Genomic DNA, 13,779 nt, shown 5'->3' with positions numbered 1-13,779 from the left:
CGTCTCCCCGCTCCGAAGGACACCCTGACGGACCGCCGGTCACCGTCGCGGACCGCCGGAAGCCCTTTCCGACGGCTCCCCAGCCGCGGTTCCGGACCGCCGGAACCTTTTTCTGACGGTCCTTCAGCTGACGTCCCGGATTGTCGTAACCCTTTCCTGGCGGTCCCTCAGTCGACGTCCCGGACCGTCGGAAGCGCCTCCCGACGGCACCTCAGCCGATGTCCCGGACCGTCGGAAGCGCCTCCCGACGGTCCCTCAGCCGATGTCCCGGACCGCCGGAAGCGCCTCCCGACGGTCCCTCAGCCGCCTTCCCGGGCCGCCACGCGCAGCAACAGCAGCGCCACGTCGTCGGTCCGCTCCTCCGCCCCCGCCTCGTGCCCCACCAGCTCGTCGGCCAGCTCCTCCAGCGGCAGGTCGCCCGCCTCGCCCAGCCGCCGGCCCAGGTGGGCCACCGCGTCCTCGATGTCCACCTCCGGTGACTCGATCAGCCCGTCGGTGTAGAGGGCGAGGACGCAGCCCGGCGACAGCTCGATCTCCGTGCCCGGGTACGTCGCCTCCGGGTCGATGCCCAGCAGCGGACCGCCCGCCAGGTCGAGGGCCCGCACCCGCCCGTCCGGCGTCCGCAGCAGGGGCGGCGGATGCCCGGCCCGCGCCACCACCGCCCGACCGCGCGCCGGGTCCAGCCGCAGGTACAGACAGCTCGCGAACAGGTCCGTGCCCAGGTCGATCATCAGCCGGTTGGTGCTGCGCATCACCTCGGCCGGCTCCTGGCCCACGGTCGTGTACGCCCGCACGGCCGTGCGCAGCTGCCCCATCAGCCCGGCCGCCGTCACGTTGTGCCCCTGCACGTCCCCGATCACGGCCGCCGGCAGCGGCCGCGAGGGCACCAGGTCGTAGAAGTCGCCGCCGATCTCCATCCCGCGGGAGGCCGGCAGATAGCGGGCGCTCGCCTCGACGCCCGGCAGGGACGGCAGCGAGTGGGGGAGGAGAGCGGCCTGGAGGCCCTGCGCGAGCCGGTGCTTGGCGTCGTAGAGCAGCGCCCGGTCCAGGGCCTGCGCGACCAGCCCGGCCAGGCTGGTCAGGACGGCGCGTTCGTGCGTGGAGAAGTCGTGCGGCTGGGCGTAGGCCAGCACGCAGACGCCCACCGGGCGGCCCGAGGCGATCAGCGGCAGGTAGGCCCAGGCGGCGAAGCCGTCGGAGGCGAACTCCCTCCCGGGGTAGAGCTGTTCCACCCGGCTGCGGGAGCCGAAGAACGCGGGCACCCCGTGGGTGACGGCCTGCGTGCCGGGGGTGGGGGAGGCCAGCGGCATCCGGTCGAACCGCTCCACCACGTGCGGGTCCCGGTAGCCGTGGTGCCCGAGGACGTGCAGCCGGCCCGCCCGTACGCCGAGCAGCGCCAGGGCCCCGCTGCCCACGGCCGGCGCGATCTCCTCGGCCACCAGCCGCACGACGTCCTGCACGCTCACCGTCTCGGTCAGCGCCCCGGCCAGGCTCAGCGCCTGCGACATCGACACCAGCGGGGGCGGGGCGTCGTCGTCGCGCACGGCGTCGGGCGGGGACGTCACCGACACCGTCCGTGCCCGGACCACCCGCACGGTGCTCCCCGTGGTGCCGGGGTACAGCCGGAAGGACAGCCAGTCCGAGGGCGGGCGCAGCGCCACGAAGGAGGTGACGTTCCCGCTGATCGACGCGGCCCGGTGGCGCTCCTCGTACATCGGATCGGACAGCCACGGCACCGACGCCCACAGCGTGGCGCCCAGCAGTTCGTCCACCGGGACGCCGAACAGGTCGGCCGCGGCCTCGTTGGCGAACACCACCCGCCCGGCCGGATCCAGCGAGCAGAGCCCGTAGGGCAGCCGGGCCACCAGCCGCGCCGCCTCGACCGGGTCCGGTGTGCCCGCGTCCCCGGACCCCGCGATCGGCTGATCGGCCCCGGACCCCGTGGCCGGTTGATCTGCCTCGGCGTGTCCCGCGGCCGGCTGGTCGGTCCTGGCGTGTCCTGTGATCGGCTGATCGGCCCCGGACCCCGTGGCCGGCTGATCGGCCCCGACGTGTCCCGCGGCGGGCCGATCGGCCCCGGACCGCGCCGGGCGGTTCCCGGCGGCGGCCCGCTCCAGCCGCAGGGCCAGCCGCTCGCAGCCCGTCCGCAGCTCGTGCCGCTCCCGGTCGGACAGCTCCGGCGCGTGCGAGCCGGGCCAGGTCACGAAGACCGCCCCGTACACCTTCGAAGCGGTCGCCAGCGGCAGCGCGGCCAGCGCGAACGAGTACGGCAGGACCATGCCGACCCGCGGATAGGAGCGGGCCATCTCCTCCTCGCCGCCCACCCACACCAGCCGCCGCTCGCGCACCGCGTGGGCCACCGGGATCTGCGCACCGAGCCCCACCCGCTCCCAGGGCGCCGCGAACGACCGGGGCAGCCCCGCCATCACCGCCATCTCCAGCACCGGCTCGTCGTCCGGCAGCAGGTAGACGGCGCCGGAGTGCGCCCCGACGGCGTCGATCATCGCCGCCAGCGCCGACGACAGCACCTCCGGCCCGACCCGGCTCCCGGGCGCCCGGCCGGACCGCTCTCCCTCGGACACGGCGCCCACCTCCTCGCCCGGCCGTGTGATCCCGGGCAATCAAATCTGCCCCTTGCGGGCCGCGAGCGCACGGCGAGAGCGCACGTCGAGAGCGGCGCGGACGGTCGGACGGCCGTACGCCGCGGACCGGCACGGGGCCCCGGGGCCGCCACCCGCCCCGGGAGCCGTCCACCGCGTCCGCCCGCCCCGGCACATCTCCGCGCTGTCGCAAGGGCTGCGGGAACGTCGCACAAGCGCTGTAATGACGGTCGTGGTGAGTCAGGGTGCTGCGGAGCGCAAGGCGAGAGCCCTGCGGGTCGAAAACGCCTTGAAGACGGTCACCGCCGACCCCGCCTCACCGGAACGGATGCGGCGCGTCCTCGAACAGGCCCTGGTCTTCTCGGGCGCGAGCCTGGCCGCCGTCTACACGCCCGGCGAGGACGGCGACCTGCTCTGTCTGATCGAGTCGGCCGGCGCCCCCAGGACCCTGTACGGGCTGCGGGAGAGCTACCCCCTCGACGGACGGTCCCCGCTCGCCGACGCCCACCGCGCCGGGGCGCCCCTGTGGCTGGGCCCCGAGCAGCTCGCGGACTGCCCGGACGCGCACCGGATGCCCGCCGGGGACGTCCACCTCGCCCTCCTGCCGCTGCGCGAGGGCGACGGCGGCTGCCTGCTCGCCGTCAGCGAGCGTCCCCACGGCTTCGACGCCGTCGACCGCGCCTGTCTGGAACTCGTCGCCGAGGCCGTCCGCCCGCCCCCCGCCGGAGAGCCCGACGAGGTCGGGGAGGTGCGCGCCAACTCCTTCAGCCTCGCCATGGACACCGGCCGGGTCGAGGTCGGCGACGAGATCCTGGACCTGTTCGGCCTGCGCCGGACCGACTTCGACGGCCGGGTGGAGACCCTGCTCGGCCACACCGTCCCGGACGACCTGCCCGCACTGATGTCCGTGGTCGAGGCCGACCACATGTCCATCGGCGAGCGCGAGCTGGAGTTCCGGGTGCTGCGGGCCGACGGCGGCCCGCCCCGCTGGCTGCGGCTGCGCGGCCGTCTCCTGCCCGGCGCCGAGGGGCACCCGGCCCGGCTCGCCGGCACCGTCGCCGACGTCTCCACCGTGCGCTCCGGCGCCACCGACGTGGCCCGCGTGCAACGCCTGGCCGCGGCCCTCGCCACCGCGGGCACGGTCCGCGACGTCAGCAAGGCCGTCGTCGCCGCGCTGCGCCTGCCGCTGCGGGCCGACCGGATCGCCCTGGCCGAGCTGGAGAACGAACGCCTCGTCGTGACGGTCCTGGACCCGCCCGAACCCGAGTCCTGGCCCGAACTGTGGCGGCTGGAGTGGCGCACGGAGTGGCCGGACGCACCCGTGCGCACCATGCCCACCCTCGCCGCCGCCCTGCGCGAGGGACGGCCCCGGATCTGGCCCGCCGGCACCACCCTGGAGCCGGCCCTCGCCGACGTCGGCCCCGGCGGCCTGGCCGTCCTGCCGCTGTCCGCCGGGGGCCGCATGGCCGGCGTCTGCCTGATCGGCTGGGACACCCCGCACGACTTCGGGGCCGACGAACGCGCCCTGCTCACGGCCTCCGCCGGACTCGTCGGCCAGGCCCTGACACGCGCCCACGCCTTCGACGCCGAGCACGAACTCGTCGGCATGCTCCAGCGCCAGCTGCTGCCCCGCCGGCTGCCGAAGCTCCCCGGCGCGGTCGCCGTCGCCCGCTACCTGCCGGCCACCGCGGGTCTGGAGGTCGGCGGCGACTGGTACGACGTGATCCCGCTGCCCGACAACCACGTCGCCCTCGTGATCGGCGACGTCCAGGGGCACAGCACCGGCGCCGCCACGCTCATGGGCCAGATGCGCACCGCCCTGCGCGCCTACGCGGCCGAGCGGCACCCGCCGGACGTGGTGGTCTCGCACGCCAACCGGCTCCTGATGGAGCTGGAGACGGACCTCTTCGCCACCTGCTGCTACGTCGAGGTCGACATGGAGGCCGGCACCGCCTGGTGCGTCCGCGCCGGGCACCCGCCGCCCGTGCTGCGTCACCCGGACGGCGCAACGGAGATCGACGAGTCCGACGGCGGCCCCCCGCTCGGCGTCGTCACCCAGGCCGACTTCCCGATGACCCCGCTGCGGCTGGTGCCCGGCACCGTGATCGCCCTGACCACGGACGGGCTCGTGGAGTCCGCCGCCCTGGACATCGACACCGGCATGGACCGCCTCGCGCACGAACTGTCCGTGTCCGACCCCGCCCACCTGGACCTCGTCGCCGACGCCCTGCTCGGCAACGCCCACCGCGGCGACGACGTCGCCCTGCTCCTGATGCGCTACGACGGCATGGCCGTACAGCCGCTGCGCGAGGGCTGGACGGTGTGGCGGGTCCCCGAGGCCGCCCGCCACGCCCGCCGCTTCACCCGGCGCAGCCTGCGCGGCTGGGGAGTGCCGGCGGACGCCATGGACGCCGCCCTGCTGGTCGTCTCCGAACTCGTCACCAACGCCCTCGTGCACACCGACGGCCCGGTCCGCCTCGACCTCGTGCTCGTCAACCACCGGCTGCGCGTCTCCGTCACCGACGCCTCGCCCCGCACGCCCGTCAAACCGACCAGCCTGGGCTGGGAGGCCACCGGGGGCCGCGGCATCCTGCTCGTGGAAGCCGTGTCCGACACCTGGGGAACGCTGCCGGTCAGCGGCGGCAAACAGGTGTGGAGCGAGCTTTCGCTGGAATGACCGGCGGGGGAGCGGGGCCGCGCGGGCCGGGCGGCGGCACGCGGGGTGTTCCCGGGCGTGCGCAGGGTACCCGGCATCCATGGACACCACTGCCACCGCCGTGCTGGCGGCCTCCGGAAAGTCGGCCCTGGCCACCGTCGCCTTCGTCGTCGTGGGCGTCGCGCTCGTCGGCGGCCTGATCTGGGCCTTCCGGCTCGGTGCCAGGATCCGCAGCCGCGAGCCCGCCCCGCCGCGCCCCGAGGAACAGCCCCGGATGCCCGCGTCGGGTCCGGTGCGGGAGAGCCACGGGGCGCGCGAGCCCAACGAGATGCCGCGGTCGCAGAACGGCGAACGCCTCACCCCGCACGAGCTGCGGCCCACCGGCAGCCGCGAGAGCGACGACCGCAGCCGCCCCCGCTGGGACTCGGGGTCCGGCGGCTCCTTCGGCAGCGGCGGCCCCGGTGCCCGCTGACCGTGACGCAGAAAGGCGATGAACGACCGTGACGATCTCACCCCTGGCCGACCGCCCCACCGCCCGAGGGCCCGAGACGGGCTGGGCCAGGGCCCGCCGGCTGCGCGGCACCGGCACCGGCGCCGCGTTCCGCACCTGCGTACCGGCCGTGGAACCCTCCGGCGCCGCGCCCGCGGCGCGCGGCGGCCCGGAGGGCAACATCGTCAGGGGCGACGACTGAGACGACTGGACGACTGAGACGACTGGACGACTGAGACGGCTGAGGGACCGGCGCGGGAACCCGCCGCCGTACGCTGAGTCCGTGCGCCTGCTGCTGACGTCCGACACCCACCTTCCCCGGCGCGCCAAGGTGCTCCCCGCGCCGCTGCTGGACGCGCTCGCGGAGGCGGACGTCGTCGTGCACGCCGGGGACTGGGTCGACACGGCCACCCTGGACCTGCTGGAGCGCCGCAGCCGCCGGCTGATCGGCGTGTACGGCAACAACGACGGCCCCGACCTGCGGGCCCGCCTCCCCGAGACCGCGTACGCCGACCTCGGCGGGCTGCGCCTCGCGGTGGTCCACGAGACCGGGCCCGCGCGGGGCCGGGAGGCCCGCTGCGCCGCCCGGTTCCCCGACGCCGACGTCCTGGTCTTCGGCCACAGCCACATCCCGTGGGACACCGTCGCCCCCGGCGGGCTGCGGCTGCTCAACCCGGGCTCCCCGACCGACCGCCGGCGTCAACCGCACTGCACCTACCTGACCGCCGCCGTGGACGCGGGACGGCTCACCGACGTCGTCCTGCACCGGCTGCCGCCCCGCTGACACGAGCGGCTGTCGCGCCGGGTGTGCCGGGCGCGCGGGGCGGACGTGCGGGGGCGGGCCTCTCCCGCCGCCGCCGGGCCCCGCCGCCGCCCCACCGCGGGGCGGCGATCGCGGCGGCCACGGACACGGCCACCCCCTCGGGCGTACGCGCCCCGGACCGAGCCCCACCGGGGAGGCAGCCGGAGCGGCTCCCGCCCGACCGCCCGACCGTCCGGCCGCCCGCCCGTCCGGCTGCTCCGTCGCGCGAGCGGTGATGACGGCAAGTCAGCTTACTCCTGAGTCAGAAGCTATTGACGGTGCCCGGGAAGGGCCGGACCGTAGGGGACATGCCGAATGCCCGGGCACGTCTGCTCGCTGTTCTGGTCGTCCTCTGCGGACTCTGCGGATTCCTGACGGTGGCGGGGACCCCGGCCGCCACCGCCGCCCCCCTGCCCGACTCCCTCCCGTTCGACGGCACCGCGCTCACCGTGTCCGGCGGCCGCTTCACGGACGGCACCGGCCGCGAGGTCGTGCTGCGCGGCTACAACGTCTCCGGCGAGACCAAGCTCGCCGAGAACAAGGGCCTGCCCTTCGCCTCGGTCGCCGACGCGAAGAAGTCGGCGACCGCCCTGCGCGCCCTCGGCGGCGGCAACTCCGTGCGCTTCCTGCTCTCCTGGGCCTACGCCGAGCCCGTGCGCGGCCAGGTCGACACCGCCTACCTGGCCGCCGCCACCGATCAGCTGCGGGCCTTCCTCGACGCCGGCGTCCGCGTCTACCCCGACTTCCACCAGGACCTCTACTCCCGCCACCTCTTCGGCCCCGACAGCTGGTACACGGGCGACGGCGCCCCCCGGTGGGCGGTGGAACTCGGCGACTACCCCGACGAGTCCTGCGGGATCTGCCTGTTCTGGGGCCAGAACATCACCCAGAACGGCGCGGTGAAGGCCGCCCAGCACGACTTCTGGCACAACGCCCACGGCCTCCAGGACGCCTTCCTCGCCACCGCCGAGCAGACCATGACGTACGTCCGGCAGCACCTGAGCGCCGAGGAGTTCGCCGGCGTCATCGGCTTCGACCCCTACAACGAGCCCTACGCGGGCGCCTACGACTCCGGCCAGAACAGCCGGGCCTGGGAGCGCGACCTGCTGTGGCCCTTCTACGTCAGGTTCCGCGCCCGGATGGACGCGGCCGGCTGGCAGGACAAGCCCGCCCTCGTCGAGCCGAACCTCTTCTGGAACGCCAACATCGCCTCCCAGCGGCAGGAGGGCGGCCTCCTCGACGCGGGCACCCTCGGCTCCCGCTACGTCCTCAACACCCACTTCTACGACCAGAAGGCCATCTCCGCGATCCTGATGTGGGGCAAGGCGGCCGACGGCCAGTACGCCACCGACCTCGGCGCCGTCCGCGACCGGGCGGCGGCGGCCGGGACGACCGCCGTGGTCAGCGAGTTCGGCCACCCCCTCGCCGGTACGGTCGCGGACAAGGCGCCGACCGTCCTCAAGGCCATGTACCAGGCCCTCGACTCGCGGGTGAAGGGCGCCGCCTGGTGGACGGACCCGGCCGGCTCCGGACCGGTCCTCTCCGGCCACCAGTGGCAGTGGGACGTCCACCACGGCCGCCACCACGAGCCGATGAACGGCAACCCCGACAAGGTGCTCACCGCCGGCGACGCCTGGAACGACGAGGACCTCTCCGCCGTACGCCTCGACGACAGCGGTCGGGTGACGCTCCGTCAGGACGCGCGGCTGCTCGACCGGATCTACCCGAGCGCCACCTCCGGCACCACCCTGGCGTTCACCTACGAGGACCGCTCCCGCGACGGCTCGGCCACCCTCACCTGGAACCCGGTGCCGAGCTCCCTGCCCGGCGTGGCGCGGCTCGTGGGCTCCGGACAGTACGGACTGCTCGTGTGGCGCTCCGGCGGCGGCGCGGCGCCGACCGAACTGCACCTGCCCGCCTCGTTCCCCACCGGGGCGACGACCGTGGTCTCCGACCTCGGCACCGTCCACGCCCCGCCGGCGTACACCGGCGCCACCCCGGTCGGGGTCGCCCCCGAGCCGGGCGGCACCGGAAGCCGGCGCCTGCTGCTCACCGACGGCGACGCGGGCACCGTGCACTACGCCCTGGTGACCAACGGCGCCACCGCCCCGGCCCCGGCCCTGCTGACCGCGGCCCGCGGCGAGCTGGCCGCGTGGGCGGCGCGGCGGATCGGCGGCTGACGGGCCCGCCCGTGCGCCGGCCGTCCGTGTGCCGGTCGGCCCGTGTGCCGGCCGTCCGTGTGCCGGTCGCCTGTGTGCCGGTCGCCCGTGCGCCGGGATCCGTCCGGACCCGGCGCACGGGCGGGCGCGCCCCGGCTCAGCCCGCCGGAGACGTCCAGTCGGCCGCGACATGGCCGAGCCGCACCCGCTGCGGGTGGTCGCCCACCGGCACCGAGACGACCTTGCGGCCGGTGGCGAAGTCGATCGCCGTCACCTGGTCCGCACCGCTCTCGGAGACCACGCAGTCCTTGCCGTCGCCGCCGACCGTCGCCCAGTACGGCTTGGAGACGGGGACCAGCGGGCCCTCCTGGAGGGTGGCGCGGTCGACGACGGTCGCGTAGTCGTCCATCGTGCCCGCCACGCACAGCTTGCTGCCGTCCGGCCGCATCGACAGCCCGTGGTGCCGGGAGTCGTTGACGAACGTGGTGCGGTCGTCGTTCGTGGCGGGGTTCTCCGGCAGCGTCTTGGTCCGGGTGATCCGGTCCGTGGCGACGTCGTACTCGAAGAAGCCGTTGAAGAACGAGACCTGGAAGTACAGCTTGGACTCGTCGGGCGAGAAGGCGGCCGGGCGGACGGCGTCCGAGTGGCCGGAGAGGCCGATCGCGTCCAGCCGCTGCCGCATGTCGATCGTCCTGACCGGCTGGAACGTCGTCGCGTCGACGACGGTGACGCGCCGGTCGCCCTTGGTCCAGTCCAGCCACGGCGCGTCGAGGGCGGTGGTGACGTCGCCGATCGACATGGTCCAGATGTACTTGCCGTCCTTGGTGAAGATGTTCTCGTGCGGCTTGTCGCCCGTGGAGTACGAGCCGAGCTGCCTGCCGCTGTCGATGTCGAGCACGTGGACGGTGTTCGACGTCGACGCGGAGACCGCGACCCGCTTGCCGTCGGGGGAGACGGCCATGTGGTCGGCCCGGTAACCCGACACCGGGAAGCGCCAGTTGACGGCTCCCGTCGCCACGTCGATCGAGACGACGTCGGCGAAGCTGGGCCGGGAGACCACCACGGAGGTCCCGTCCGGCGTGGAGTACATGTCGTCGACGAACTGGTCGTGGCCCTCGCCGACGCTGTTGCGGATCGTCATGAAGGCGATCCATCGGATCGGGTCGGCGTTGATCTCCGCCATCCGCCGGTCCTTGTCGGGGATGACGTTGATCCGGCCGATCCTCGCGTAGTCCCCGGTGGACCTGATGACGTCCGCGGTGCCGTCCCAGTTGTTGGCGACCAGCAGCACCTCGCGCAGCGCGGCGGCGTCGGTGGCGGAGGCGGCATCGGAGGCGGAGGGCGCGGCGGTGGCGACGGCGGCGGGGGCGGTGACGGTCAGGACGAGGGCGGCGGCTACGGAGCAAAGGTGCCTGGTTCTGAAGGCAGCCATGGCTGCTCTCTCCTCTGGGGTGGGGGGCGCGTGCGGGCAGCTGTGCAGGGAGGTCCCGAATCTGAACACGGGTGCGTTCAAAGTTGACTTACTGGAAAGTAAGGAAGGGGTGCCCTTCGCCACAAGCCACGTGCACGACAAAATCGGGAGACGGGACGACGAGGGAGGAAGCGTGGCGGGCAGGCTGAGGGCGCCGACCGGCCGGTACGCCGGCAGGTCCGCCGCGGAGCGGCAGGCCGAGCGGCGGCGCAGGTTCCTGGACGCGGCGCTGCGGCTGTTCGGCGACGCCCCCGGTTACCGGAGCACCACGGTCGCGGCGCTCAGCGAGGCGGCCGGCCTGTCGACCCGGCAGTTCTACGAGGAGTTCCGCACCCTCGAGGACGTCCTGGCCGCGCTGCACCTCCAGGTCAACGACCTGGCCGAGGAAGCGGTCGTGGCCGCCTTCGCCGCCGCCCGGGACCTGCCGCTCGCGGAGCGGGTCGCCGCGCTCTTCCACGCCTACGCCGACAACGTCACCGCCGACCCGCGCCGCATCCGCATCACCTTCGTCGAGATCGTCGGCGTCAGTCCCCGCATGGAGGAACAGCGCCTCGCGCGGCGCGCCCGCTGGGTCGAGCTCATCTGCGCCGAGGCCGACGCCGCCGCCGGCCGCGGCGAGGCCGCCCCCCGCGACCACCGCCTCGCGGCGACGGCCTTCATCGGCAGCGTCAACGGCCTCCTGCACGACTGGAGCGCGGGCCGGGTGGACGCCACCCTCGACGAGGTCGTGGACGAACTCGTGCGGCAGCTGCTGGGCATCCTGCGGCCCGCGGAACGGAGCCCGGAAGGGAGTCCGGAACGGAGCTCGGAAGGGACCCGCCGGACCCGCTGACGGCCGGTGCGCACGGTCGCACCGGCCGCCGGGCCGCCCCTCGTCCCGCCCTCTCACCCCGCCCCTTGTCCCACCCCCTTGTCCCGCCCGCCGCCGACGGCCCCTCCCTCACTCGTCCCAGGCCTGGATCATCGTCTGCCCGACGATCTTGCCGTCGCGCAGGGTGATCATCGACTCGGACAGGACGCGGACGCCGTCCGGGTACGCGCAGGACTCGCTGAAGGCGGCGCGGTCGCCCTGCACCACGCAGTCCTCCAGCCGGTGCGTCATGTCACGGCTGTACACGTCCTCGAGCATCCCGGCGATCTCGTCGCGGCCGTGCAGGACCGTCGGGTGGCTGGGCTGGCTGTTGCGGTCCACGACGCGGAGCTCCGCGTCGTCCGCGTAGAGCGACAGCAGTGTCGCGGGTGTCCGGCCCTCCACGCCCCGGCGCAGGGTCTCGGTGTCGAAGGCGGAACCTGTCGCGGTGCCCATGGTGACCTCCTTCGAGGACCACGGGCCGCGGGGGACGGCCCGGCGGGCCCTCACCCTTCGAGACTCCTCCGCCGCACCGCGCTCGGCAAGCGCAGACCCCCGCTTGCGTCCCCCGGGTGAGCGTGGCCCGGCACCCGTGTCCGCGGGGCCGTTCCGCGCGTTGCTCCGGGCATGATCTCCACTCGTCGCATCGTCGCCGTCGCCGCTCTCGCCGCCGGGGTCACCGGCCTCGCCGCGCCCCTGGCGAGCGCCGCCGAAGCCCCGTCCGTCGGCGGGCTGAACCCGCTCAGCGCACTGGACTCGCTCGCCGAGGCGCAGGTCCCCGCCGAACAGCGGGACGCACTGCCCTCGGTCTCGGGTCAGCTGAACGAGCTGAACAAGGTGAAGGGGCTCCGGCAGCTCAACGAACTCCAGCAGATCACCGGCCTCGTCGCCCCCGTCACGGGCCTGGTGCCGGCCGTCCGGACCTGACCCCACCGCACGTCCCGCGAGTCCCGCACGTCCCGCAGGTCCGCCGGGGGCCGCCCGGAACACGGGCGGCCCCCGGGCCGCGCGTCAGCCCGCCGTCGCCAGGAACTGCGTCGCCGCCAGCTCGGCGTAGAGCGGATCGGCGGCCACCAGCTCACGGTGGGTGCCCACCGCCCGCACCCGCCCGGCCTCCATGACCACGATCCGGTCGGCCGAGGTCACCGTCGACAGCCGGTGGGCCACCACGAGGACGGTGGTCGTACGGGCCACGTCCGCGACGGTGTCGCGCAGGGCCGCCTCGTTCACCGCGTCCAGCTGGGAGGTCGCCTCGTCCAGCAGCAGCAGGCGCGGATCGCGCAGCAGGGCCCGGGCGATCGCCACCCGCTGGCGCTCACCGCCGGACAGCTTGGTCCCGCGGTGCCCGACCAGCGTGTCGAGCCCGTCCGGCAGACCGCCGACCATCGTGTCCAGGCGGGTCGTCTTCAGCACCCGCCGCACGGCGTCGCCGTCGGCCTCCGCGTTCCCCAGCAGCAGGTTGTCGCGCAGCGTCCCCGACAGCACCGGGGCGTCCTGCTCGACGTAGCCGATGGCGGCGCGCAGCGCGCCGAGATCCCACTCCGGCAGCGGACGGCCGTCGAGGGCGACCGTTCCGGAGCAGGGGTCGTAGAACCGCTCGACCAGCGAGAACACCGTCGTCTTGCCGGCGCCGGACGGGCCGACGAACGCGGTCATGCCGCGCGCCGGCACGTCGAACGTCACCCCGTGGTGGACGTACGGCAGATCGTCGGCGTACCGGAAGCGGACGTCGGTGAAGGACAGCGAGGCCGGTTCCGCCGCCGGGGAGGGCAGCGGCGCGGGACGGGACGCCGGCTCGGCGGGCAGCAGCAGCGTCTCCTGGATGCGGCCGAGCGCCGCCGAGCCCGCCTGGTACTGCACGACGGCACCGATGACCTGCTGGATCGGCGACATCAGGTAGAAGACGTACAGCAGGAACGCCACCAGCGTCGCGATGTCGATCGCGCCCGTGGCGACCCGCGCCCCGCCCACCGCCAGCACCGTGATGAACGCGCCCTGCATCGCCAGACCGGCCGTGTTGCCCGCGGCCGCCGACCACTTCGCGGCCGACACGCTCTGCCGCCACGAGTCCTGTGCCGCCGCGTGCAGCGCCTTCTCCTCGCGGTCCTCGGCACCCGCCGCCTTGACCGTGCGCAGCGCGCCCAGCACCCGCTCCAGCGAGGCGCCCATCACCCCGATGACCGTCCCGGCGACCAGGATCACCGACAGCGTGACCCCGAGCAGCACCGGATCCACCACCCCCATCAGCACCACCGTCCCGACGAGCGTGAGGCCGCCGGTGCCGAGGCCGACCAGCGAGTCGGTGGTGACCTCCCGCAGCAGGGTCGTGTCCGAGGTCATGCGGGCCATCAGGTCACCGGGCTCGCTGCGGTCCACCGCCGCGATCCGCAGCCGCAGCAGGTACGACGACAGCGCCCGCCGCGCGCTCAGCACCACCGACTCGGCCGTGCGCCGCAGCACGTACGAACCCAGAGCGCCCACCGCCGCGTTGGCGACCACCAGGACCGACAGCAGCACCAACGCGCCGGTGATCGCCCGGTCGTGGGACAGGTCGTCGATCAACCCCTTCGCCACCAGCGGCAGCAGCAGTCCGGTGGCCCCGGTGACCAGCGAGAGCAGCGCCCCCGCCAGCAGCGTCCAGCGGTGCGGTGCGACGTAGTGGAGCAGCAGCCGCCACGGGGGCCGGCCGACGGGCGTCTCTGCGATGCTCACGAGGCTCCTCGATGCGGGTCGGGTTGCGGCGTTCAGGCT

11 protein-coding genes are annotated in these 13,779 nt (G+C 74.6%); 7 read left to right on the top strand and 4 right to left on the bottom strand.

Annotation, left to right across the window (positions count from 1 at the left end):
• Positions 1-299: 299 nt before the first annotated feature.
• Positions 300-2,591 carry a SpoIIE family protein phosphatase gene (locus tag ACF09K_RS18405; protein ID WP_392245091.1) on the bottom strand — a complete coding sequence of 764 codons (2,292 nt, stop codon included), beginning with the start codon at positions 2,589-2,591 and terminating at the stop codon, positions 300-302.
• Positions 2,592-2,823: 232 nt separating this feature from the next.
• Between ACF09K_RS18405 and ACF09K_RS18400 the strand changes: the two genes are divergently transcribed.
• The 5 genes from ACF09K_RS18400 (at position 2,824) to ACF09K_RS18380 (ending at position 8,728) form a co-directional block, all read left to right on the top strand.
• Entirely contained in the window at positions 2,824-5,277 is a 2,454-nt protein-coding gene (locus tag ACF09K_RS18400; RefSeq protein ID WP_392244757.1) for a SpoIIE family protein phosphatase, read from the top strand.
• Between the two features lie 79 nt (positions 5,278-5,356).
• Positions 5,357-5,728 carry a DUF6479 family protein gene (locus tag ACF09K_RS18395; protein ID WP_392244755.1) on the top strand — a complete coding sequence of 124 codons (372 nt, stop codon included), beginning with the start codon at positions 5,357-5,359 and terminating at the stop codon, positions 5,726-5,728.
• A gap of 28 nt (positions 5,729-5,756) precedes the next feature.
• Positions 5,757-5,948, top strand: coding sequence for a hypothetical protein (locus tag ACF09K_RS18390; protein WP_392244754.1), 192 nt, complete (start codon positions 5,757-5,759; stop codon positions 5,946-5,948).
• 81 nt (positions 5,949-6,029) lie between these two features.
• Positions 6,030-6,530, top strand: a complete 501-nt coding sequence (locus ACF09K_RS18385) for a metallophosphoesterase family protein (RefSeq protein WP_392244752.1) — start codon at positions 6,030-6,032, stop codon at positions 6,528-6,530.
• A gap of 326 nt (positions 6,531-6,856) precedes the next feature.
• Positions 6,857-8,728, top strand: coding sequence for an endoglycosylceramidase (locus ACF09K_RS18380; RefSeq protein WP_392244750.1), 1,872 nt, complete (start codon positions 6,857-6,859; stop codon positions 8,726-8,728).
• A 136-nt stretch (positions 8,729-8,864) separates the two neighbouring features.
• Here ACF09K_RS18380 and ACF09K_RS18375 read toward each other — a convergent pair whose 3' ends face one another.
• Positions 8,865-10,139, bottom strand: a complete 1,275-nt coding sequence (locus tag ACF09K_RS18375; RefSeq protein WP_392244748.1) for a YncE family protein — start codon at positions 10,137-10,139, stop codon at positions 8,865-8,867.
• 172 nt (positions 10,140-10,311) lie between these two features.
• Between ACF09K_RS18375 and ACF09K_RS18370 the strand changes: the two genes are divergently transcribed.
• Positions 10,312-11,010 carry a TetR/AcrR family transcriptional regulator gene (locus ACF09K_RS18370; protein WP_392244746.1) on the top strand — a complete coding sequence of 233 codons (699 nt, stop codon included), beginning with the start codon at positions 10,312-10,314 and terminating at the stop codon, positions 11,008-11,010.
• A 108-nt stretch (positions 11,011-11,118) separates the two neighbouring features.
• Here ACF09K_RS18370 and ACF09K_RS18365 read toward each other — a convergent pair whose 3' ends face one another.
• Complete coding sequence (locus ACF09K_RS18365) at positions 11,119-11,484, bottom strand: nuclear transport factor 2 family protein (RefSeq protein ID WP_392244745.1); 366 nt, start codon at positions 11,482-11,484, stop codon at positions 11,119-11,121.
• Positions 11,485-11,655: 171 nt separating this feature from the next.
• Here ACF09K_RS18365 and ACF09K_RS18360 point away from each other — a divergent pair, with 171 nt between their 5' ends.
• The gene (locus tag ACF09K_RS18360; RefSeq protein ID WP_392244743.1) at positions 11,656-11,955 is read left to right on the top strand and encodes a hypothetical protein; all 300 of its coding nucleotides are present in this window, start codon (positions 11,656-11,658) and stop codon (positions 11,953-11,955) included.
• A gap of 84 nt (positions 11,956-12,039) precedes the next feature.
• On the opposite strand, the gene ACF09K_RS18355 is transcribed toward ACF09K_RS18360, so the two are convergent.
• Positions 12,040-13,740 carry an ABC transporter ATP-binding protein gene (locus ACF09K_RS18355; protein ID WP_392244741.1) on the bottom strand — a complete coding sequence of 567 codons (1,701 nt, stop codon included), beginning with the start codon at positions 13,738-13,740 and terminating at the stop codon, positions 12,040-12,042.
• Positions 13,741-13,779: the final 39 nt, after the last annotated feature.

It is taken from the genome of Streptomyces sp. NPDC014882, assembly GCF_043081325.1.
Lineage (GTDB): Bacteria > Actinomycetota > Actinomycetes > Streptomycetales > Streptomycetaceae > Streptomyces.
Note: the sequence above shows the minus strand (reverse complement) of the source record. Positions and strands in the feature narration are given on the sequence as shown.

Excerpts from the sequence above, each read along its gene's own strand:
- ACF09K_RS18400 (WP_392244757.1), top strand. The coding sequence starts at position 2,824 with ATGACGGTCGTGGTGAGTCAGGGTGCTGCGGAGCGCAAGGCGAGAGCC.
- ACF09K_RS18375 (WP_392244748.1), bottom strand. The coding sequence starts at position 10,139 with ATGGCTGCCTTCAGAACCAGGCACCTTTGCTCCGTAGCCGCCGCCCTC.
- ACF09K_RS18365 (WP_392244745.1), bottom strand. The coding sequence starts at position 11,484 with ATGGGCACCGCGACAGGTTCCGCCTTCGACACCGAGACCCTGCGCCGG.
- ACF09K_RS18360 (WP_392244743.1), top strand. The coding sequence starts at position 11,656 with ATGATCTCCACTCGTCGCATCGTCGCCGTCGCCGCTCTCGCCGCCGGG.
- ACF09K_RS18395 (WP_392244755.1), top strand. The coding sequence starts at position 5,357 with ATGGACACCACTGCCACCGCCGTGCTGGCGGCCTCCGGAAAGTCGGCC.
- ACF09K_RS18380 (WP_392244750.1), top strand. The coding sequence starts at position 6,857 with ATGCCGAATGCCCGGGCACGTCTGCTCGCTGTTCTGGTCGTCCTCTGC.